At 47.4% G+C, this 22,835-nt stretch carries 22 protein-coding genes; 21 read left to right on the forward strand and 1 reads right to left on the reverse strand.

The genetic code is table 11. The annotated features are described in order from the left end of the window. Nucleotides 1-12 precede the first annotated feature (12 nt). From fliF to fliJ, 5 genes are all read left to right on the forward strand, one after another. Nucleotides 13-1,755, forward strand: a complete 1,743-nt coding sequence (gene fliF, locus ABMY42_RS06855; RefSeq protein ID WP_005448365.1) for a flagellar basal-body MS-ring/collar protein FliF — start codon at nt 13-15, stop codon at nt 1,753-1,755. Then, nucleotides 1,748-2,803, forward strand: coding sequence for a flagellar motor switch protein FliG (gene fliG / locus ABMY42_RS06860; RefSeq protein WP_005448366.1), 1,056 nt, complete (start codon nt 1,748-1,750; stop codon nt 2,801-2,803). Before fliF ends, fliG begins: the two co-directional genes overlap by 8 nt. A gap of 116 nt (nt 2,804-2,919) precedes the next feature. Continuing rightward, complete coding sequence (gene fliH / locus ABMY42_RS06865) at nt 2,920-3,720, forward strand: flagellar assembly protein FliH (RefSeq protein WP_005448367.1); 801 nt, start codon at nt 2,920-2,922, stop codon at nt 3,718-3,720. Between the two features lie 3 nt (nt 3,721-3,723). Continuing rightward, nucleotides 3,724-5,043, forward strand: coding sequence for a flagellar protein export ATPase FliI (fliI, locus tag ABMY42_RS06870; RefSeq protein ID WP_005448368.1), 1,320 nt, complete (start codon nt 3,724-3,726; stop codon nt 5,041-5,043). Nucleotides 5,044-5,049: 6 nt separating this feature from the next. Beyond that, a complete protein-coding gene (fliJ, locus tag ABMY42_RS06875; protein WP_005448369.1) occupies nt 5,050-5,493 on the forward strand; it encodes a flagellar export protein FliJ in 444 nt (147 codons plus the stop codon). A 28-nt stretch (nt 5,494-5,521) separates the two neighbouring features. On the opposite strand, the gene ABMY42_RS06880 is transcribed toward fliJ, so the two are convergent. Next, nucleotides 5,522-5,836 carry an NIPSNAP family protein gene (locus tag ABMY42_RS06880; RefSeq protein ID WP_029790273.1) on the reverse strand — a complete coding sequence of 105 codons (315 nt, stop codon included), beginning with the start codon at nt 5,834-5,836 and terminating at the stop codon, nt 5,522-5,524. Nucleotides 5,837-6,098: 262 nt separating this feature from the next. Between ABMY42_RS06880 and ABMY42_RS06885 the strand changes: the two genes are divergently transcribed. The 16 genes from ABMY42_RS06885 (at nt 6,099) to ABMY42_RS06960 (ending at nt 22,835) form a co-directional block, all read left to right on the forward strand. After that, nucleotides 6,099-8,213, forward strand: coding sequence for a flagellar hook-length control protein FliK (locus ABMY42_RS06885; protein WP_349266153.1), 2,115 nt, complete (start codon nt 6,099-6,101; stop codon nt 8,211-8,213). A gap of 39 nt (nt 8,214-8,252) precedes the next feature. After that, complete coding sequence (gene fliL / locus ABMY42_RS06890) at nt 8,253-8,753, forward strand: flagellar basal body-associated protein FliL (protein ID WP_017189310.1); 501 nt, start codon at nt 8,253-8,255, stop codon at nt 8,751-8,753. A 7-nt stretch (nt 8,754-8,760) separates the two neighbouring features. Continuing rightward, nucleotides 8,761-9,807: a flagellar motor switch protein FliM gene (gene fliM, locus ABMY42_RS06895; RefSeq protein ID WP_005448375.1), complete on the forward strand. Its 1,047-nt coding sequence runs from the start codon at nt 8,761-8,763 to the stop codon at nt 9,805-9,807. Between the two features lie 98 nt (nt 9,808-9,905). After that, the gene (gene fliN / locus ABMY42_RS06900) at nt 9,906-10,316 is read left to right on the forward strand and encodes a flagellar motor switch protein FliN (RefSeq protein WP_005448377.1); all 411 of its coding nucleotides are present in this window, start codon (nt 9,906-9,908) and stop codon (nt 10,314-10,316) included. Nucleotide 10,317: 1 nt separating this feature from the next. Next, nucleotides 10,318-10,731, forward strand: coding sequence for a flagellar biosynthetic protein FliO (fliO, locus tag ABMY42_RS06905; protein WP_005448379.1), 414 nt, complete (start codon nt 10,318-10,320; stop codon nt 10,729-10,731). Next, nucleotides 10,718-11,587 carry a flagellar type III secretion system pore protein FliP gene (gene fliP / locus ABMY42_RS06910; protein ID WP_017817802.1) on the forward strand — a complete coding sequence of 290 codons (870 nt, stop codon included), beginning with the start codon at nt 10,718-10,720 and terminating at the stop codon, nt 11,585-11,587. Before fliO ends, fliP begins: the two co-directional genes overlap by 14 nt. Before the next feature lie 27 nt (nt 11,588-11,614). Beyond that, nucleotides 11,615-11,884, forward strand: a complete 270-nt coding sequence (fliQ, locus tag ABMY42_RS06915) for a flagellar biosynthesis protein FliQ (RefSeq protein WP_005433008.1) — start codon at nt 11,615-11,617, stop codon at nt 11,882-11,884. Nucleotides 11,885-11,892: 8 nt separating this feature from the next. After that, complete coding sequence (gene fliR / locus ABMY42_RS06920) at nt 11,893-12,675, forward strand: flagellar biosynthetic protein FliR (RefSeq protein WP_005448385.1); 783 nt, start codon at nt 11,893-11,895, stop codon at nt 12,673-12,675. Nucleotides 12,676-12,684: 9 nt separating this feature from the next. Further along, nucleotides 12,685-13,815: a flagellar biosynthesis protein FlhB gene (gene flhB, locus ABMY42_RS06925; RefSeq protein ID WP_005448387.1), complete on the forward strand. Its 1,131-nt coding sequence runs from the start codon at nt 12,685-12,687 to the stop codon at nt 13,813-13,815. A 226-nt stretch (nt 13,816-14,041) separates the two neighbouring features. After that, entirely contained in the window at nt 14,042-16,141 is a 2,100-nt protein-coding gene (gene flhA, locus ABMY42_RS06930; RefSeq protein ID WP_005448388.1) for a flagellar biosynthesis protein FlhA, read from the forward strand. Between the two features lie 29 nt (nt 16,142-16,170). Further along, nucleotides 16,171-17,682, forward strand: a complete 1,512-nt coding sequence (gene flhF, locus ABMY42_RS06935; RefSeq protein ID WP_005448389.1) for a flagellar biosynthesis protein FlhF — start codon at nt 16,171-16,173, stop codon at nt 17,680-17,682. Between the two features lie 14 nt (nt 17,683-17,696). Then, nucleotides 17,697-18,584 carry a MinD/ParA family protein gene (locus ABMY42_RS06940; protein ID WP_009696006.1) on the forward strand — a complete coding sequence of 296 codons (888 nt, stop codon included), beginning with the start codon at nt 17,697-17,699 and terminating at the stop codon, nt 18,582-18,584. Beyond that, complete coding sequence (locus ABMY42_RS06945) at nt 18,577-19,311, forward strand: RNA polymerase sigma factor FliA (protein WP_005448391.1); 735 nt, start codon at nt 18,577-18,579, stop codon at nt 19,309-19,311. The genes ABMY42_RS06940 and ABMY42_RS06945 overlap by 8 nt, the downstream gene beginning before the upstream one ends. Before the next feature lie 45 nt (nt 19,312-19,356). After that, a complete protein-coding gene (cheY, locus tag ABMY42_RS06950) occupies nt 19,357-19,725 on the forward strand; it encodes a chemotaxis response regulator CheY (RefSeq protein ID WP_017635949.1) in 369 nt (122 codons plus the stop codon). Between the two features lie 119 nt (nt 19,726-19,844). Further along, on the forward strand, nt 19,845-20,585 hold the full coding sequence (locus tag ABMY42_RS06955; RefSeq protein ID WP_005448392.1) for a protein phosphatase CheZ: 741 nt from the start codon (nt 19,845-19,847) through the stop codon (nt 20,583-20,585). A 9-nt stretch (nt 20,586-20,594) separates the two neighbouring features. Next, nucleotides 20,595-22,835, forward strand: coding sequence for a chemotaxis protein CheA (locus ABMY42_RS06960; RefSeq protein ID WP_239213285.1), 2,241 nt, complete (start codon nt 20,595-20,597; stop codon nt 22,833-22,835).

Here is a 22,835-nt window from a genome sequence, read left to right on the forward strand (position 1 = left end):
TAGGTAATAAGTGTGGCAGACAAGTCTACAGATTTAACCGTCACTGATGGCGGCGCAGATGGTGCACTGATTGCTGGCTCAGATCTGGATGTGGAAAGCCAAAACCCAGATCTTGAAGAACGCAGTGCGTCAAAATTCGATATGGCAGTAGGCGACCTCGATTTACTTCGTCAGGTCGTGTTAGTGCTGTCTATCTCTATCTGTGTTGCGCTGATCGTGATGCTGTTCTTCTGGGTGAAAGAGCCGGAAATGCGCCCATTAGGTGCTTACGAAACGGAAGAACTGATCCCTGTGCTGGACTACCTCGACCAGCAAAAAATCAATTACAAGCTAGATGGTAATACCATTTCGGTAGAAGCGAGCGACTATAATTCGATCAAGCTCGGCATGGTGCGTGCTGGTGTAAACCAAGCGACGGCGGCGGGCGATGACATTCTGTTGCAAGATATGGGCTTTGGTGTATCACAGCGTTTGGAACAAGAACGTTTGAAGCTCAGCCGTGAACGCCAACTTGCTCAAGCGATTGAAGAGATGAAGCAGGTACGTAAAGCTCGTGTGCTGCTTGCCCTGCCAAAACACAGTGTGTTTGTTCGCCACAACCAAGAAGCGTCTGCTTCGGTATTTTTGACGCTCTCCACAGGTGCGAACCTTAAACAGCAAGAAGTGGATTCTATCGTCGATATGGTCGCGAGTGCTGTTCCGGGCATGAAGACCTCTCGTATTACGGTAACTGATCAACACGGTCGCCTGCTTAGCTCGGGTTCTCAAGACCCTGCGTCTGCGGCTCGTCGTAAAGAGCAAGAGCTAGAGCGAAGCCAAGAGCAAGCCCTGCGTGAGAAAATCGATTCAGTGCTTTTGCCTATTTTGGGTTTCGGTAACTACACCGCTCAGGTGGATATCCAAATGGATTTCAGTACTGTTGAGCAAACCCGTAAGAATTTCGATCCGAATACTCCGGCAACCCGTAGCGAATACGCGCTAGAAGATTACAACAATGGCAACATGGTCGCGGGCATTCCTGGTGCATTGAGCAACCAGCCGCCAGCGGATGCGTCTATTCCTCAAGATGTGGCGCAAATGAAAGACGGCACATTGACTGGTCAGGGTTCGGTACGTAAAGAATCAACGCGTAACTTTGAGCTTGATACCACGATCAGTCATGAACGTAAGCAAACCGGTACGCTGGCTCGTCAAACGGTTTCTGTTGCGATCAAAGACCGCCGTACCGTGAATCCTGATACTGGTGAAGTGACTTATACACCATTGTCTGAATCTGAAATTAATGCAATTCGCCAAGTTCTGATCGGCACGGTTGGTTTCGATCAAAGTCGTGGTGACTTACTCAACGTTCTGAGCGTCAAGTTTGCTGAACCAGAGCTTGAGCAAATGGTTGATCCACCAATTTGGGAGCATCCAAACTTCAACGATTGGGTTCGTTGGTTTGCAAGCGCGTTGGTGATCATCGTGGTTATCTTGGTACTGGTTCGCCCAGCAATGAAGAAACTGCTCAACCCAGCCAACAACGACGAAGACGAAATGTACGGACCAGATGGCTTGCCAATTGGTGCGGATGGCGAAACCAGCCTAATTGGTAGCGACATCGAAAGCGGTGAACTGTTTGAGTTTGGCTCAAGCATCGATTTACCTAACCTTCACAAAGATGAAGATGTACTCAAAGCAGTGCGTGCTCTGGTGGCGAATGAGCCAGAGCTTGCTGCTCAAGTTGTGAAAAACTGGATGAACGAAAATGGCTAACGATATCGTACCTCAAGATGAAAACGGCGCAGGCGTTCCTGCAGAGTTTGATGTCTCTAGCATGACAGGCGAAGAAAAAGCGGCGATCTTGCTGCTCAGCCTGAATGAAGGTGATGCCGCCGGCATTATTCGTCACTTAGAACCAAAACAAGTTCAACGTGTTGGTAGTGCGATGGCACGTGCTAAAGATCTAAGCCAAGACAAAGTGTCTGGTGTGCACCGCGCGTTTTTAGAAGACATCCAGAAATACACCAACATCGGTATGGGCAGCGAAGACTTTATGCGTAATGCGCTGGTGGCTGCTCTGGGTGAAGACAAAGCAAACAACTTGGTTGATCAAATCCTACTGGGTACAGGCTCGAAAGGTCTGGATTCACTTAAATGGATGGACCCTCGCCAAGTGGCAAGCATCATTGTCAACGAGCACCCGCAAATCCAAACCATCGTACTTTCGTACTTAGAAGCGGATCAGTCTGCAGAAATTCTTTCTCAGTTCCCAGAGCGTGTGCGTCTGGATCTGATGATGCGTATTGCCAACCTAGAAGAAGTTCAGCCATCGGCACTGGCAGAGCTGAACGAGATCATGGAGAAACAGTTCGCAGGTCAAGCGGGTGCGCAAGCCGCGAAGATTGGCGGTCTGAAGGCAGCAGCAGAAATCATGAACTACCTAGACAACAACGTCGAAGGTATCTTGATGGAGCAAATTCGCGACCAAGACGAAGACATGGCGACACAAATCCAAGACCTTATGTTCGTATTCGAGAACTTGGTGGAAGTGGACGACCAAGGCATTCAGAAGTTGCTGCGTGACGTTCCTCAAGATGTCCTACAGCGTGCACTTAAAGGTGCCGACGACTCTCTACGTGAGAAAGTCTTCAAGAACATGTCTAAACGTGCAGCTGAGATGATGCGCGACGATATCGAAGCAATGCCGCCAGTTCGCGTAGCAGACGTAGAAGCGGCGCAAAAAGAGATCCTGGCAATTGCTCGTCGTATGGCAGATGCTGGCGAGATCATGCTATCTGGTGGCGCGGACGAGTTCTTATAATCATTTCTTCGTTCCTTTTCTTCCTTCAAGCTGGGGAGAGAAGGAGCAAGCACTTCCTTAAATAACGCACTTTATTTTCAACATAAGTTTCAACATAAACAGATTGTAGGTTAAGCATGGCTGGCGATAGAAAACGTGGATTTATCCGTCCTGATGAAGACGATGCGATGATCGAACCTCAGCGCTGGGGCTTGCCTGATTATGGCGAGCCAAAAGCAAAGCAAGCCAAGCAAACTGCGTTTAACTACGATCCGAGTTGGGTACCAAACTTTGACGAACCGGAAGAAGAACAAGCGCTTGAACTGACAGAAGAACAAATTGAACTGATCAAGCAAGGCGCTTATCAAGAAGGTCTCTATCAAGGTCAAGAAGCGGGTTTTAAGCAAGGTTACGACAAAGGTAAAGAAGAAGGCGTTCAAGCTGGTCATGCAGAAGGTCTGGAACTGGGCAAAGCCGAAGGCGTAACGGCTGGACAAGAATATATCCAGCAGCAAGTGGAAACCTTTATGAACTTGGCAAACCAGTTCGCTCAACCTTTGGAGTTGATGAATGCTCAGGTTGAAAAGCAATTGGTCGACATGGTGCTATGCCTAGTTAAAGAAGTGGTACACGTGGAAGTGCAAACCAACCCTCAAATTATTCTCGATACTGTAAAGCAGTCAGTTGAAGCACTTCCAATTTCTGGTCATCCAATCACCTTGCACCTGAACCCAGATGATGTTGCGATCATTCGCTCTGCATACGGTGAAGAAGAACTTGATTGTCGTAACTGGACTTTGGTGGCTGAGCCGTCATTAAACCGTGGCGACGTACAGATTGCTGCTGGCGAATCGAGCATCAACTATCGTATGGAAGAACGCGTGAAAAGTGTGTTGAACAGCTTCTGTGGCGCAAACCGCCATCAAGGGGGCGAGTAATCCATGCAAGCCTTGGCCGACCGTTTAAAAAACTACAAAATCGAAGGACTAACCACGCGCCCAGTTGCTTCAGGCAAGCTCGTTCGCGTTGTAGGCTTGACCTTAGAGGCGACAGGCTGTCGTGCTCCGATTGGTAGTTTGTGTCTAGTCGAGACCATGTCCGGTCATATGGAAGCGGAGGTCGTGGGCTTTTCTGGTGATAACCTTTTCTTAATGCCGAGTGAGCAAATCACGGGTATTTTACCGGGCGCGAAAGTGACGCCGTTAACCAGTGAAGCCGGTTTGCCAGTCGGAATGGAACTGCTTGGGCGTGTGATTGATGGTGTGGGCAACCCACTTGATGGTCTTGGTCCTCTTTACACGGAGCATCGAGCTTCGTTCAATGCCGAACCAATAAACCCCCTAGCACGTAAACCTATTTCTGAGCCGCTTGATGTCGGCTTAAAAGCCATTAACGGTTTGTTGACCGTAGGTAAAGGCCAACGTATCGGTCTGTTTGCTGGTTCGGGTGTTGGTAAATCGGTCACACTCGGTATGATGACGCGAGGCACGACAGCACAAGTCGTTGTCGTTGGTCTGATTGGTGAACGTGGACGCGAAGTAAAAGAGTTCATCGAAGAGATTTTGGGTGAAGATGGACGCCGCCGTTCTGTGGTGGTGGCTGCACCTGCCGATGCTTCTCCTTTGATGCGTTTGAAAGGCTGTCAAACGGCACTGACGATTGCCGAATACTTCCGTGACCAAGGACTAGATGTTCTCCTACTAATGGACTCTCTGACGCGTTTTGCTCAAGCACAGCGTGAGATTGCATTGTCTGTGGGTGAGCCGCCTGCAACCAAAGGTTATCCGCCTTCGGTATTTGCTAAACTGCCAGCGCTGGTGGAACGCGCTGGTAATGGTGGTGATGATCAAGGATCAATTACCGCTTTCTTTACTGTTTTGACCGAAGGTGACGATCTGCAAGATCCGATCGCCGATGCATCACGTGCGATCCTAGATGGTCACATTGTGTTGTCTCGTGAAATGGCGGATGCAGGTCATTATCCAGCCATTGATGTAGAGAAATCGGTGAGCCGTGTTATGCCGCAAATCACCACTGAAGAGCATGTATTGATGTCGAAAGCGGTCCGTCAGGTGTTGTCGATTTGCCGTAAGAACCAAGATCTGGTATCGATTGGCGCTTACAAACCGGGTACTGATCCTGCTATCGATGGCGCGTTTACCCTCAAGCCAAAATTGGATGAATACTTGCAGCAACGCATGAAAGAGTCTGTGCCTTATGACATGTGTGTCAATATGTTGAAGAGCATCTTGGGTGGGTAATAGCGCATGAATAACGCCATGGAGTTCCTACTTGATCAGGCAAAAGAGCGCGAAGACCAAGCAGTATTAGCGCTCAATAAAGCTCGCACAGAGCTAGAAGATTATTACCGCCAAGTTGAGCAGATTGAAAAGTACCGTCTAGATTACTGCCAGCAACTGGTAGATCGTGGTATGGCAGGACTCACTGCGAGCCAATACGGCCACTTGAATCGCTTTTTAACCCAGCTTGATGAAACGCTTTCCAAACAAAAGCAAGCCGAAAGCCACTTTAAAGAACAGGTGGTTAACTGCCAAGATTACTGGTTAAACATGCGTAAAGAGCGTATGTCTTATGAGTGGATGATCGAAAAGCGCGAGAAGGAAAAGCAAATTGCGGAAGCCAAGCGCGAACAAAAGCAGATGGATGAGTTTTCTACCTTACTGTACAGCCGGAAACCGCAACGATTCTAAATGTTCTTACTCTCGATGTTGGCGTAGATTACATTTCTACCGATTCCAACAAGGTCACTTTGACGGAATCTTGCTCAATTAACTCAAACACTTTTGGTCGAATTTCTCGAATCCACCACTCGTTGTAGGTTTCGGCGTAAAGTGTTTGGCGTGCTTGTTCACTGTCAAATTCGCGCAGCCAAACAAAGTAGTCATGTCCATCTTCGCCTGTATGAACATACGTGTTTAATACGCGCATGCCTTTGGAGCGTTGATAGGGAAGTAATTCGTCCTTCATCCACGTTAACCATTGCTCTGTTTTGCCAGTTTTGATTTTGTATTGGCGTAATTCTGTGACTTTCAAAGCGATTCCTTAAAGGTTGAGCGAGGTTTTTTATTTACTCCTCAACGACTCCGTAGTCAAATTAATAAAGTCACTAGATTTACGGCAAGTTTGATCTTTGTTCCATCCGTATCCCTTCTTTGCTCCGTCAGAAATTCCACACTATAGGTTGGCGTGATTTTTGCAATTTAACCGACAGTAACGGGTCTCATGACCCAAGTTTGCCGCCAATGAGCAATCCGACAGCGCCATGCTCAGCGCTGCCGATAACGAGAGTTTCTATATGAATGTGAATTTATCCAATGTTTCTGCAACCAGTAAGGTCTCGGTTTCCGATTCTTCGAATAAAGTTGCTGCAGAAGACCCTGAAAGCAAAGGTTTTTTTGAAACCTTAGCAGGGGTGTTTACCGATTCACAAAAATCAGAAAAAGCCGTCTTAAAACCTGATGCGTCAGAAGCTTCGGCAGAAACCACAGATGACGCTGCAAAGGTAGCATCGGTAAGCTCAGAAGGTGAGAGCCAAGAAAAAGTCGTGGCAGACGGTGAAAAAACAACATCGTCAGAGTCCACCGATGCGCTGCTGACACATAATCAGTCAACGAAGTCGTCAGAGGGGGCAGATAATGAGCAAGCTGCCAATTCAGAAAAACCAGGCTCGGCAGCAACAGTGGCTGCGGTAAATTCGTCGGTAGACGGGCATGTTGTGAAAAGTGAAGACGGGTCTGAGTCTGTATCGGCTCCGGCTACATCATCAACGACAAGCCAAACTCAAAACGTAAAAGTTGCTGATACAGAACAAGCTCAAAGTGCTCATGTAAAAAACGCGATGGGAGAAGGTGAGCAACTTCTTGGTCGTATAGAACAGGCCAACCAGACTCTTAAACCTACTGAGTCTTCAGTTGATAGCGGCAAAGCCTTGCCACCAGAACTTAATGTTACACAAACAGGGAACGATAAGGCGCAACGTGTACCACTCACTCCTGAGCAGCAGGCGATTCTTGCTGCTGGGTCTGTCCAGCAAGGGGAAGCAGTTTCTTCGACTGGTAATGAGAAGGTCGTATTCGATGCTAATGGTAAGCCTGTCGTCGTTGCTTCTAAAGACATGACTGAGCAACAAGCCTCAAACCTAGTGCAACAACAAACAAGTGCTCAAGCTTCTGCGCAAATTGATTGGAATTCACCTAGTGCGCAAGCTGCCCATACGGAAGCAACGGTGAATGCAACTACGCAAGCCGCAGTGAATGGTCAAGTCGTTGCGCAAGGCGTGCAACCTCAAACAATGCAAGGCGCTGAAGTATTTGCTGGTGCTGAAGCACTAACCGCTTCGGCTGCACTACAACAAGGCTTATCTGGTGACGCAGAAGCGGTACCTGTTAAACGAATTACGCTTGATGAATTACACATCATCGATACCAAACTGGCACAAGGTAAACCACTTTCAAAACAAGAAATTGATGTGATTGAAGGGTTAAAAACGGGTGAGTTGGTTGCGGATATTCCAGAACAAGATCTTGCTCAGTTTGTCGCCTTGCCAAGTGATGTTAAAGCTGCGATGGTGGAGCATCAGGTGGCCCACACTCCGACTCGTGTTGCAGCATCAGCAGTGGCGGCTCAGCAAGCACATCATATTGTTGCTCAGGACGCTAAACACGCAGCCGCACAAGCCACTGCGCAGCCAGCCGTGGCGACCAATGTTGATAAAGCTGCTATGTCAGCAATGCCAGAAGCTTTGGTTGCTGCAAGCATGAATCCGACCGCGCACGCAACATCAAGCGCAGAGTTAAGTAAGAAAGTTATGAATGCGAGCCTTGCGGCCGGTGCGCTAAAAGGAGCAAGCAGTAAACAAGATAAGCCAGAACCACAACATGGACTGGCGGGGCAACTTCAAGCAGCAGCAGGTCAACAAGGTGTGACGGCTCAGCAACAAGCGCGAGTGGATGCCGCTCAACAAGCCCAACTGCCTTTGCAGCTTACCAAAGAGCTCGCTAATGACCAGGTGGCAGAAAAAGTACAAATGATGATGTCGAAGAACTTGAAAAACCTCGATATTCGTCTTGACCCACCAGAGTTAGGGCGCATGCAAATTCGCATGACAATGAACAACGATCTCGCTAACGTGCATTTTACAGTGGCGAATCCACAGGCACGTGATTTGATCGAACAGACAATGCCACGCCTTCGAGAGATGCTAGCACAACAAGGTATGCAGCTGGCGGATTCTTCTGTACAGCAGCAGAGCAGTGGACAGCAGCAAAGTGGTTACGCAAATGCTGAACAGAATGGTCAAGGCGGGCAAGGGCGTGGATTTTCTGGTCAGTCAGATGAAAACTTTGATGCCGACACGAATCTTGATTTGAATGTCGTTTCAAAGCGTGATGGAATTAGTTTTTACGCATAAAATAGCGGTCTAGAAAAAGCAGAACAATAAGAGACAGTAATGGCAGAAGAACAGTTACAAGGTGCGGATGCGCCAAAAGGAAAAAGTAAATTACTGATCATCATTATCGCAGTGGTGGTTTTGCTGGTTGGTGGTGGTGCCGCCGCTTTCTTCTTAATGGGCTCTGATGAGCCAGCGCAAGCGGAGCAGACCGATCAAGCACAAGTGCAAACAGCGGCTGAGCCGATCGCTTATGTGAATATCGCGCAACCCTTTATTTTTAACGTGACGGGCGACCGTCGCGACAGACTGGTACAAATCAAAGCGCAATTGATGGTGCGTGGCAGTGAAAATGAGCAATTAGCTCGTTACCACTCTCCGTTGATTGAGAGTTCATTGTTGTCAACTTTTGCATCGGCAACCGTTGAGCAGCTTCGTTCCCCTACGGGACGTGTTGAGCTGCGTGACCGCGCTTCTGACGATATCAAAGCTGCACTCAATGCTGCTGTTGGTAAGCCAGTGATTGAAAAAGTACTGTTTACAGATTTTGTGATTCAATAGGTAAAACGTGACCGATCTATTAAGCCAAGACGAGATTGATGCGCTTCTGCATGGGGTTGACGATGTCGATGACGTTGATGAACCCATAGATAACGACACCGAAGGTGCCGTCAATTTCGATTTCTCGTCTCAAGACAGGATTGTACGTGGTCGAATGCCGACGCTCGAACTTATCAACGAGCGTTTTGCACGACACATGCGTATCAGCCTGTTTAACATGTTACGTAAAACCGCTGAGGTCTCGATTAACGGCGTACAGATGATGAAGTTTGGTGAATACCAAAATACTCTGTACGTTCCAACCAGTTTGAACATGGTGCGTTTCCGTCCACTAAAAGGTACGGCATTGATCACCATGGAAGCGCGTTTAGTCTTCATCTTGGTAGAAAACTTCTTTGGCGGTGATGGTCGCTTCCACGCCAAAATTGAAGGTCGTGAATTTACCCCAACTGAACGTCGCATCATCCAGCTTCTATTGAAGATTGTTTTCGAAGACTACAAAGAAGCATGGTCGCCGGTCATGGGGGTGGAATTTGAATACCTTGATTCAGAAGTAAACCCAAGCATGGCGAACATTGTCAGCCCAACTGAAGTGATTGTCGTAAGCTCATTCCATATTGAAGTGGATGGCGGCGGTGGTGACTTCCATGTGGTGATGCCGTACTCAATGGTTGAGCCTATTCGAGAATTGCTCGATGCTGGTGTTCAATCTGACAAGATGGAAACCGACGTTCGTTGGAGCTCTGCACTGCGTGAAGAGATCATGGATTGTCCGGTTAACTTCCGCGTCAATCTGCTTGAGAAAGACATCTCCCTACGTGACTTGATGGAGTTGCAACCGGGCGATGTGATCCCGATTGAAATGCCAGAACATGCGACCATGTTCATCGAAGATTTACCGACTTACCGCGTGAAGATGGGACGCTCTGACGACAAGCTTGCGGTGCAAGTTTCTGAAGAAATTGAACGCCCACACGTAGTGAAAACCGATTTAGCCTTCTTAGGTAAAGACATTATGTCTGAGCTTGAGAATGACGACGATACAGACGATTAAGAAATCCTTACTCCCTAAGTCGCAACAGCTGCTAGTACTCACAGCAGGGACAAAGCAAGCTCACAGTGCGCAAGTAAGGTTTAACACAGGACAGAAAAATGGAACCGAGTGACGATCAAAAGCTAGCAGACGAATGGGCAGCCGCTCTTGGCGAGGACCCGTCTGCGCCTTCAATTGATGTTGATGAAGTATTGGCAGCGCCACTGGAAGAGTTGAAAGACACCTCTAGCCCAATCTCTGATGATGAGCGTCGTAAACTCGACACCATCATGGATATCCCCGTGACTATTTCGATGGAAGTCGGTCGTTCGCAGATCAGCATCCGTAACCTATTGCAATTGAACCAAGGTTCGGTTGTGGAGTTGGACCGATTGGCTGGTGAGTCGCTTGATGTATTGGTTAACGGTACTTTGATTGCTCACGGTGAAGTCGTGGTCGTCAACGATAAGTTTGGTATTCGTCTTACTGACGTGATCAGCCAAACTGAACGCATTAAAAAGCTGCGCTAATATGAGCAGTTCAATCAAAACTCGATTGAAGCAAATCACGGGAGCACTTGGCTTAATGCTAAGTGCTCCTTATGCATTTGCTGCCGCGCCAAGCAACTTAGATTTGGCGACGACACTGGGCTCTTTGGTGCTGGTTATTGGTGTGATTCTTCTGCTCGCTTGGATGCTAAAACGCATGCAAGTGCCAGCATTGGGTCAACAAAAAGGGCTGCGTATTATTAGCCAGTTACCGGTTGGTACTAAAGAACGAATTGCGGTTGTTCAAGTAGGAGAAGAGCAGTTTTTGGTTGGTATTACTAGCCAATCCATTCAAACGCTTGCCAAACTTGAAACGCCACTGAAAGAGGAAGAGTTGGCCACCGGTGCTTTTGCTAGCCAGTTCAGCCAGCTAATAAAAAAACATGACAAAGGATAATTCAATCCGCCTGATGTTCAGCGTGTTTGTGCTGATGGTCGGAATGCTGTTTTCTTCACTTTCGTTTGCTCAGGCAGAGGAGTCGCCGTTACCTGCTAACCTCGCTCAAGGTGACAGCGTGACCGTGAAAGCGATGGAAAGTGAATCAGGCTCAAGTCGCACTATGTCGGTGACCAATGGGGGCGGTATTCCTGCTTTCACTATGACCACCAACGCCGATGGCAGCGAAGATTACTCGGTTACCTTACAAATCCTTGCGTTGATGACGATGCTTGGCTTCTTGCCAGCGATGGTGATCTTGATGACCTCGTTCACTCGCATTGTGGTCGTGATGTCGATCTTACGGCAAGCCATGGGTTTGCAACAGACGCCTTCCAACCAAGTCATCATCGGTATTGCGCTCTTTCTTACCTTTTTTGTCATGTCACCGGTGTTAAATGAGATCAACGATAAAGCAGTTCAGCCTTATTTGAATGAACAAGTGACAGCGCGTGAAGCCTTTGATGCGGCTCAAGTGCCGATGAAAGCGTTCATGCTCAAGCAGACTCGAATCAAAGATTTGGAAACTTTCGTCAATATGTCTGGCGAAGAGGTGACAAACCCAGAAGATGTGTCGATGGCGGTGTTGATTCCTGCTTTCATTACTTCTGAGCTTAAGACCGCTTTCCAAATTGGTTTCATGCTGTTCTTACCATTCTTGATCATCGACCTTGTTGTTGCGTCGGTGTTGATGGCAATGGGTATGATGATGCTATCACCAATGATCGTATCGCTACCATTTAAGCTGATGCTGTTTGTGCTGGTGGATGGGTGGAACCTGATATTGTCGACACTCGCCGGCAGTTTTGCCCTTTAGATTGGCACAGAGAGAAGAGGGTAAGACATGACTCCTGAAATGTTTGTCGAGCTTTTCCGTGATGCACTTTGGATGGTGCTGATCATGGTCTGTGCCATTATTATCCCAAGCTTGCTTATCGGTCTTGTTGTCGCGATTTTCCAAGCGGCAACCTCTATCAACGAACAAACGTTGAGTTTCTTACCTCGTTTGATTGTGACTTTATTGGCGTTGATGTTATTTGGTCACTGGATGACACAGATGTTGATGGAATATTTCTTCGGTCTGATTGAACGTCTTCCACAGGTGCTCTACTAGAGGCGCATATGGAGTATCCTACCGATATAGTCCTCGACTGGATCGCGAATTACTTCTGGCCCTACACACGTATCTCTGCCATGTTGATGGTGATGACGGTGACAGGGGCACGTTTTGTCTCGCCTCGAATTCGACTCTACCTAGGTTTAGCGATCACTTTTGCCGTTGCTCCGGCGATTCCAGCTGTGCCGCAGGATATTGAGCTGCTCTCTTTTCGTGGTTTCATGACCATTGCGGAACAAATCATAATTGGTGTTGCGATGGGCATGGTGACCCAGTTTATGATTCAAACCTTTGTTCTACTTGGTCAGATCTTGGGTATGCAATCGAGCTTGGGTTTTGCGTCCATGGTCGACCCAGCGAACGGCCAAAACACACCTTTGCTTGGTCAGCTGTTTATGTTTTTAGCGACCATGTTCTTCCTTGCTACCGATGGGCATTTGAAAATGCTGCAACTGGTGGTGTTCAGTTTTAAAACCTTGCCGATAGGTTCTGGCTCGCTTAATGCGGTGGATTTTCGCGAAATGGCGGGCTGGCTTGGCATCATGTTTAAGACCGCTTTGAGTATGTCGTTGTCCGGCATTATCGCGCTGCTTACGATTAACTTATCATTTGGTGTAATGACCCGTGCCGCGCCTCAGTTGAATATCTTCTCGCTTGGTTTTGCGTTTGCCTTGATGGTCGGTTTATTACTTTGTTGGTACATTTTGGCGGGTTTGTACAGTCATTATGAATTGTTCTGGGCAGTGGGTGAGGAGCAGATTTGTAACCTCATTCGCTTAGATTGCTAGGAGGCTGGATTGGCAGAGTCAGACGGTCAAGAACGCACCGAAGAAGCCACGCCCCGACGGTTACAACAAGCCAGAGAAAAGGGACAGGTTGCTCGGTCTAAAGAGCTCGCATCAGCATCGGTATTGATTGTTGGTGCTATCGCCTTAATGTGGTTTGGCGAGTCTTTGGCACGTTCGTTGTTTTCCATTATGAGCCGCTTATTTGATCTCAAACGCGATGAGATTTTTGATACGGCTAAGTTGTTCGACATTGCATTTGGTGCGATGGGCGATCTGCTGTTTCCGCTTTTTCTTATCCTCATTACCTTGTTTATTGCTGCAATGATTGGCGCGGCTGGTGTGGGGGGCATTAGCTTTTCTGCTGAAGCGGCGATGCCAAAACTCTCCAAAATGAACCCGCTTAGCGGCTTAAAGCGTATGGTGGGCATGCAGAGTTGGGTAGAGCTTATCAAGTCCATCTTAAAAGTCGCACTTGTGACGGGAATGGCGATATATCTCATCCAAGCCTCACAAGCGGATTTGATTCAACTTAGTATGGACGTGTATCCGCAGAACATATTCCATGCGCTGGATATCTTGCTTAACTTTATTTTACTGATCAGTTGCTCGTTGCTTATCGTTGTTGCGATCGATATTCCATTTCAGATTTGGCAGCACGCCGATCAACTAAAAATGACCAAGCAAGAAGTCAAAGACGAATACAAAGAGACCGAAGGTAAACCGGAGGTCAAAGGTCGTATTCGTATGCTGCAACGAGAAGCGGCTCAGCGTCGAATGATGGCTGATGTCCCTCAGGCGGACGTTATCATTACCAACCCGGAGCACTTTTCAGTCGCACTGCGTTATAAACAGAAAACTGACCGTGCGCCTGTAGTGATCGCCAAAGGTACCGACCATATGGCGATGAAGATTCGAGAAGTGGCGCGCGAACATGACATTACTATTGTTCCTGCTCCACCTTTGGCGCGTGCGCTTTACCACACTACAGAGTTGGAACAAGAAATCCCAGATGGACTGTTTACTGCCGTAGCACAAGTGCTCGCGTTTGTGTTCCAACTTAAGCAGTATCGCAAACGTGGCGGTCAACGACCTAAGATTCAAGATTATGACCTGCCTATCCCTCCTGAACATCGCCACTAATGAAAATAATTGCATTGATGGATTAGACAAAAATTCACATTAGATCAAAGGATTGTAATTTCTTTGAGCAACTAGTCATTATTTTGGCGTTAATCATGGTACACACATTGCTTATATCGCCCTAATCAACAACAATACCTAAACTTTTAGGCGAAAGCTGTCGCGTAATACTAATAGTATGTTTGTACTAACGTGATGCTCCAGACCGATTGAGACACCTCGCAGTATGAAGTTAAGCCTGCCTTTTGCAGATAAATTACCACGAATTCCACAGCGCTCCATGCCTGCCATTGGTGCGCCTGTTATGGTATTGGCCACCCTTGCAATGGTGGTACTACCCATACCAGCGTTTCTGTTGGATTTGTTCTTCACTTTTAACATCGCCTTAGCCATGGTGGTGTTGTTAGTGACCGTTTACACACGTCGTCCACTCGACTTTGCGGCTTTCCCAACGGTGCTGCTTATTGCAACCTTATTACGTCTGGCGTTGAACGTTGCATCTACTCGTGTGGTACTGCTTTATGGTCATGAAGGGGGTAACGCTGCGGGTAACGTTATCGAAGCGTTTGGTAACGTAGTTATCGGTGGTAACTACGCCGTCGGTCTTGTGGTCTTCCTCATCTTGATGATCATTAACTTTATGGTTGTTACCAAAGGTGCTGGTCGTATTTCTGAGGTAAGTGCACGCTTTACCTTGGATGCCTTACCGGGTAAGCAGATGGCGATCGATGCGGACTTGAACGCCGGTTTGATTGACCAAGACCAAGCGCGTTTACGCCGTTTTGAAGTTACCAAAGAAGCCGATTTTTACGGTTCAATGGATGGTGCGTCAAAATTCGTAAAAGGTGATGCGATTGCAGGTATCTTAATCCTGTTTATCAACATTATTGGCGGTCTGTCGATTGGTATGGCGCAATACGGTTTGGGCTTCTCTGAAGCGATGCAAATCTATACCTTGCTGACCATTGGTGACGGCTTGGTGGCGCAAATTCCATCGCTATTACTTTCTATCGCAGCGGCGATGATGGTAACGCGTCAAAATACTGATGAAGATATGGGTGAGCAGCTGATTTTTCAGATGTTCGACAACCCAAAAGCATTGATGATTACTGCTGCTATCCTTGGCGTGATGGGTATCGTTCCGGGCATGCCGCACTTCTCGTTCTTGTCACTGGCGGCAATCGCGGGTGGTGGTGCCTATTGGCTGGACAAAAAACAGAAACAAAAAGCCAAAGAGCCAGCATTACCAGCGAAAGCTGAAGATGGCAGTGAGCCGATCTCTCAACGTGAACTGTCTTGGGATGATGTGCAACCCGTCGATATCATCGGTCTAGAAGTTGGGTACCGTTTGATTCCTTTGGTTGACCGTGACCAAGGCGGTGAGTTGCTAGAACGTGTAAAAGGGGTACGTAAGAAGCTTTCGCAAGATTTTGGTTTCTTGATCCCTGCGGTTCATATTCGTGACAACCTTGAGCTGACACCTAATAGCTATCGTATAACCCTAATGGGAGTTGCCGTTGGTGAGGCAGAAATTCGCCCAGACCAAGAGCTGGCGATTAACCCTGGACAGGTTTACGGTATGATTGAAGGTGAGCCAACCATGGACCCGGCATTTGGTCTGGAAGCGGTTTGGATTCGTGAAGAGCAGCGTGAACATGCTCAAGCGTTAGGTTACACGGTGGTTGACTCTTCAACCGTGCTAGCGACGCATTTAAGCCAATTGCTTACCAATAACGCGTCGCAATTGATTGGTCACGAAGAAGTACAGAACCTATTGGAAATGCTAGGGCGCAGTGCACCTAAGTTGGTTGAGAATTTTGTCCCAGACCAACTTCAGCTTGGTGTGGTAGTGAAAGTACTACAAAACTTACTTAACGAAGCCATTCCGATTCGTGATATTCGAACCATTGTGCAAACCTTGGCGGAGTACTCAAGCAAGAGTCAAGAACCTGACATTTTGACTGCTGCCGTTCGTATCAGTTTGAAACGTCTAATTGTTCAGGAAATCAATGGTATAGAGCCAGAGTTACCAGTGATAACGCTTATACCTGAACTGGAACAAATATTGCATCAAACAATGCAGGCATCAGGTGGCGAATCTGCCGGTATCGAACCGGGATTGGCAGAGCGACTTCAGTCCTCTCTGAGCCAAGCGACACAAGAGCAAGAACTGAAAGGGGAACCTGCGGTTCTGCTGACATCTGGTGTATTGCGTTCAACACTGGCTAAGTTCGTTAAGAACACAATACCTAACCTCCGCGTACTGTCTTACCAAGAAATACCGGACGAGAAACAGATCAGAATTGTGCAAGCGGTGGGCAACTAAGCCCTTCGCATCATTAATGGATTCATAGTTTGAAAATTAAACGATTTTTTGCCAAAGACATGCGAACTGCGTTGCTCCAAGTGAAAGAAGAACTTGGCGCAGAAGCGGTGATCATGTCGAACAAGAAAGTGGCGGGCGGTGTAGAGATCGTTGCAGCGATTGACGGTGAGTCTAACGCAGCACCAACCTCACAAGCGCAATCGCTTCCTAACCGTGGCGCAGCTCAATCAAATCGTTATAGCGAACAACGTCAAATGCCGTCATCTGCTTCAGAGCGTTTCCAAGATCGCCGTTTAGATGATGACAGAATTAGCCTAAACGCGAACAAAGATAAATCAGGCTCAATGACGCAACGTTTCGCGAACATGCTCAAGCAATACAGCAGCGGTGCAGCCGAGTCAGATGACCATGTTGCAGAGAATGAAGATTCTTTGTCCGCATTGCTGCAGCGCCAAAATAAGCACCGTGAAAGCTATAACCAAGAGAAACCTGCGCCTTACCAACCAGACTCGCCACTGGCGAAACTGATTGCGCAAGACAACCGATTTGACCGCCCAACTCCTAAGTTGGATCCAACGCGCTATGACCGTCGCCGTCCATCGGATGAACGCGATGACTCTGCCGATGAGCTAGAGAACATGCGTGAAGAGATGACGTCGATTCGTCGTTTGTTGGAACATCAAGTGTCGGGTTTGATGTGGCAAGAGGTCGAACGCCGCGAGCCATTAAGAGCAATGCTGATTAAGCGTTTGGAGCGTATGGGTGTTTCACCTGAACTTGCCGACCAAATGGCTTGCTACATTCCAGAAGATACGAAACCAGCGCGAGCGTGGAAAGCACTGCTGTCTCTTGTGGCGGATCAGATCAACATTCCGAAACAAGACATTCTGAAGCGTGGCGGTGTCGTCGCATTACTTGGTCCAACTGGAGTGGGTAAAACGACTACGGTGGCTAAGTTAGCGGCACGTGCGGCAATGGAGTTTGGTGCCGATAATGTTGCCCTTGTGACAACGGACACATATCGTATAGGTGCACATGAGCAGCTCTCAATTTACGGAAGAATTATGGGTTGTCCTGTAAGAGTTGCTAAAGATTCTAACGAGTTAGCCGATGTTATATATCAGCTACGAAACAGAAGACTGATTTTGGTCGATACGGCAGGGATGGGGCAACGAGACGTAAGACTCTCTGAGCAGCTCGATACCTTAATGCAAGAAAGCGGAGAAGTGATTCATAGCTACCTTGTTTTGCCAGCTACTGCACAACGTCGAGTTCTGCAGGAAACTCTGGATCACTTCCGACGCATTCCGCTGTCGGGTTGTATTTTGACTAAGCTTGACGAGTCGTTAAGTCTAGGCGAATTCATCAGCGTGGTGATTCAGAACGCGATGCCAGTGGCATACATTGCCAACGGTCAGCGCGTACCAGAAGACATTGTGATAGCACAACCAAAATACATGATTGCGAAAGCAAATGAACTGTTAGAGAAGTCGACAGAGAACGAACCTCACTTTTGGAATAGTGATAACGAAGGACTCTAGGGCGGCGGACTACTATGACTGAGAATATGATACACGATCAAGCAAGCGGCCTCCGTCGCTTAACACAACCATCATTGACTAAAGTAATCGCTGTTACTGGCGGCAAAGGTGGTGTGGGTAAATCAAACGTAACACTGGGTCTGGCGATCTGCATGGCACGCCAAGGCAAAAAAGTGATGGTTCTCGACGCAGATTTAGGTCTAGCTAATGTGGACGTTATGCTCGGAATTCGTTCAAAACGTAACCTAGGGCATGTCCTTGCGGGTGAATGTGAGCTAAAAGATGCGATTGTTGAAGGCCCTTATGGTATAAAGATAGTCCCTGCAACTTCTGGCACACAAAGCATGACCGAGCTGTCTCACGCTCAACATGCTGGACTCATCCGTGCATTTGGTAGTCTTGAAGAGGAAATGGACGTACTGTTGATTGATACAGCTGCGGGCATTTCTGACATGGTGATTAGCTTTTCACGAGCAGCTCAAGATGTTGTGGTTGTGGTTTGCGATGAGCCAACTTCAATCACTGATGCATATGCATTAATCAAGCTGTTGAGTAAAGAACACCAGGTTCAGCGCTTCAAAGTTGTTGCAAATATGGTCAGAAGCTACCGTGAAGGCAGAGAATTATTCGCAAAGTTGACTCTAGTCACAGAGCGCTTCTTGAATGTCAGCCTTGAACTCGTAGCATGTATTCCATTGGATGACAAAGTACGTCAAGCCGTGAAAAGACAGAAGATCGTTGTGGACGCATTCCCACGTTCTCCTGCGGCTTTAGCGATCAGCTCATTAGCGAACAAAGCACTAACGTGGCCACTACCTAAAACACCAAGTGGACACCTAGAGTTTTTTGTGGAAAGGTTGCTAAATCGTACTGAATTCGCAGAGGACCCTTTTGGTGAATAAAGCGATTACCTATAACCAACATGGCAAATTTAATAGCCAGCAGGCGTTCATTGAACGTTACTCGGTGTTGGTTAAGCGTATTGCTCACCACCTGTTAGGCCGTTTACCGCCGAGTGTTCAGGTAGAGGATTTAATTCAGGCCGGCATGATCGGTCTTATCGAAGCTCAGCAGAATTATGATGGTTCTAAAGGTGCGAGCTTTGAAACTTATGCGGGTATCCGTATTCGCGGTGCAATGTTAGATGACATTCGCAAAGGCGACTGGGTACCTCGTTCTGTTCATAAGAACAATCGCGAAATTAACCAAGCGATCGCAGAGCTGGAAGGTGTACTAAATCGCGACCCATCTGATGCTGAAGTAGCAGCGCATCTTGGTATGACACTAGACCAATATCATAGTGCTCTTACCGATATAAACTGTTCAAAATTAGTGGGAATTGAAGATTTAGGCGTCTCTGATGATGTGATTTCACCGGCTGATGAGACCGATGACAGCAATCCGTTTAAGGGCGTAGCTGATGAATCGTTCAGAAAAGCACTGGTTGAATCAATAAAACAGCTTCCAGAGCGTGAAGCTTTAGTACTTTCGCTTTATTATGACGAAGAACTCAATTTGAAAGAGATTGGCGATGTGTTGGGTGTGAGCGAATCTCGCGTAAGCCAAATACTGAGTCAAGCGATGCAACGTTTACGCACCAAGCTCAGTGCGTGGACACAAAATGACTAAACACACTGATTTTACGATTCAGTGGAGGCAATTTTGAATAAAAACATGAAGATCCTTATTGTTGATGATTTCTCAACAATGCGCCGTATTGTTAAAAACCTGCTTCGTGACTTGGGTTTCAATAACACTCAAGAAGCGGACGATGGTTTAACTGCATTACCTATGCTGAAAAAAGGTGACTTCGACTTTGTTGTAACCGACTGGAACATGCCAGGTATGCAAGGCATCGACTTGCTGAAACACATCCGTGCTGATGCTGAACTGAAGCACTTGCCTGTGCTAATGATCACAGCGGAAGCAAAGCGTGAGCAGATCATCGAAGCAGCGCAAGCAGGCGTTAACGGCTACATCGTTAAGCCATTTACAGCTGCAACGCTTAAAGAAAAATTAGATAAAATTTTCGAACGTTTATAACTCTCTCTTTCTCTTTGTTAATCGAGTCATCACTTCTAATACCTACTACTAAAGGGTGGCTCGCTTGACGTTTAAAAAGCGATAAGAAAGAACTAAACGTAAAAAAGGGTCTATTCAGGATGATCTCACTAGAGCAGGCGAAGTCGCTCGTTCAGATGCTAGAAAACGGGGAACAGGACCAAGCCAATGAGCTTGTTGCCTCGATATATGAAAGCGATGGGAATCCGATGCTAAAAGAAATCGGAACATTAACCCGCGACCTTCATGATTCACTTAAGCACTTCAACATCGATCAACGCATGACAGAAATTGCGAAAGCGGAAATCCCGGACGCAAGGGACCGTCTGCAATACGTGATTGATAAAACTGAGTTGGCAGCGAATAAAACGATGGATGCGGTTGATTGCTGCTTACCTATCGCCGACAACCTGCATGAGTGCCTTCAACAAGTTCGCCCTCAGTGGAACGAACTCATGCACGGACGCATCGAATTAAGCGATTTCAAAGCACTTTGCCACCGTATCGATGGGCTGTTAGTTCAAGTCGAAGGTGATAGCACTGAATTGCGTGGTCAGTTGACCGAAATTCTTATGGCACAAGACTTCCAAGATTTAACGGGTCAAATCATTCGCCGCGTGATCACGCTTGTCAATGAAGTGGAAGATCGCCTGGTTGAGATCTTGACCGTGTTTTCTGGAAATAAACCAGAAGAACAGACTCAAGTTTTGCCAGAACCGTCAGATAAAAAGATTAAACAATCAAGCGAAGCAGAAGGCCCGATTCTTCACCCTGAACTCAGGGAAGATGCGGTTTCATCGCAGGACGAAGTCGACGACTTGTTGTCCAGTCTTGGATTTTAAAGGTAACGTATGAGCTACGATTTAGACGAAGATATTCTTCAGGACTTTCTAATTGAGGCTGGGGAAATTCTTGAGCTGCTGTCTGAGCAGTTGGTTGAACTGGAAAATAATCCAGAAGACAAAGATCTCCTAAACGCGATTTTCCGCGGCTTTCACACTGTAAAAGGTGGTGCAGGCTTCCTATCATTGGCAGAGCTGGTTGACACTTGTCACGGTGCTGAGAACGTGTTCGACGTATTGCGAAACGGTCAGCGTTCAGTCACGCCAAGTTTGATGGACACCATGCTAAAAGCGCTTGATACGGTTAACCATCAGTTCCAAGCGGTTCAAGACCGTGAACCACTGGATGCAGCCGATCCTGCACTGTTGGAAGAACTTCATCGTTTATGCAAACCTGAGTCTGAAGACGAAGTCGTTGCGGCGGTTGAAGTGCCAGTTGCTGAGCCAGAACCAGTTATTCCAGAGCCAGTTATCGAACAACCAGCAGCGTCAGTAGAAGCAGCACCTTCTAGCGTGGGTTCTGTTGATGAAATCACTCAAGACGAGTTTGAGAAACTGCTGGATGAGTTACACGGTAAAGGTTCTGCTCCGGGTGCATCTGCGCCAGCAGCACCAGTGGCTCCAACGCCAGTAAGTGCACCTTCATTAGACAGTGGTGATATCACTGATGATGAATTTGAACGTCTTCTTGACGAGCTGCATGGCGTAGGTAAGAGCCCATCGGCATCAGAAGTGGCACCAGTAGAAACGCCTAAAGCGCCAGAGCCTGCTGCTCCTACTGCGTCAGCATCAACTGACGGCGATCTGATGACCGATGAAGAGTTTGAAAAACTTCTCGACGAATTACATGGTTCGGGTAAAGGTCCATCTATCGAAGAGTTAGATTTTGCGACTAAACCAGCATCAGAAAATATTACGCCTGAAGCGCCAAAAGCAGCTCCAGCACCTCAGCCTGCTCCAGTAGCGGCTGCGCCTTCTCCAGCGCCAGCTCCGGCACCTAAGCCAGAAGCAAAACCGGTTGCAGTAAAAGAAGAAGCAAAAGCAGCAGCGCCTGCGGTTAAGAAACCACAAGCAGAAGCCACAGTGCGTGTTGATACTTCAACTCTAGACACCATCATGAACATGGTGGGTGAGCTTGTATTGGTGCGTAACCGTCTACTAAGTCTTGGTTTAAATAGCAACGACGAAGAAATGTCGAAAGCAGTAGCAAACCTAGATGTTGTTACCGCAGACCTTCAAGGTGCGGTAATGAAAACGCGTATGCAGCCAATCAAGAAAGTGTTTGGTCGCTTCCCACGCGTTGTTCGTGACTTGGCGCGTAACCTAAATAAAGACATCGTGCTTGAAATGCGCGGTGAAGAAACCGATCTTGATAAAAACCTAGTAGAAGCACTTGCAGATCCATTGATCCACTTGGTGCGTAACTCGGTTGACCATGGTATCGAAATGCCAGACGACCGCGCGAAAGCGGGTAAATCTCGTACTGGTAAAGTGATTCTGTCTGCATCGCAAGAAGGTGACCATATTGAACTGGCTATCGTTGACGATGGCGGCGGTATGGATCCCAATAAACTCCGTGGTATCGCAGTAAAACGCGGCATGATGGATGAAGACGCAGCAGCACGCTTGTCGGATAAAGAGTGTTTCAACCTCATTTTTGCACCAGGCTTCTCGAGCAAAGAGAAGATTTCTGATATCTCTGGTCGTGGTGTAGGTATGGACGTGGTTAAGACGGCGATCAACACCTTGAACGGTTCTATCGATATCGATTCAGAATTAGGTAAAGGCACTAAGATCACCATCAAAGTACCACTGACGCTTGCGATCCTGCCAACACTAATGGTTGGTGTTGGCGGTCATCCGTTCGCACTGCCTCTTGCATCGGTTAATGAAATCTTCCACTTAGATCTTAGCCGTACCAACGTTGTTGATGGTCAACTAACCATTATCGTACGTGATAAGTCTATCCCACTGTTCTACCTACAAAACTGGTTAGCTTCTAAGTCGCCACGTGTAGAAGAGCGCATTGGTCATGGTCATGTTGTTATCGTTCAAATTGGTAGCCAACGTGTCGGCTTTGTGGTGGATACATTGATTGGTCAAGAAGAAGTGGTTATCAAACCACTGGATAACCTATTGCAAGGCACGCCAGGTATGGCAGGTGCAACGATTACCAGTGACGGTCACATCGCATTGATTCTTGATGTGCCAGATCTACTTAAGCAATACGCTGCAGCTTCGCGCATTTAA

This window comes from Vibrio sp. SSH13-20 (genome assembly GCF_040104475.1).
GTDB classification, from domain to species: Bacteria; Pseudomonadota; Gammaproteobacteria; order Enterobacterales; family Vibrionaceae; genus Vibrio; species Vibrio harveyi.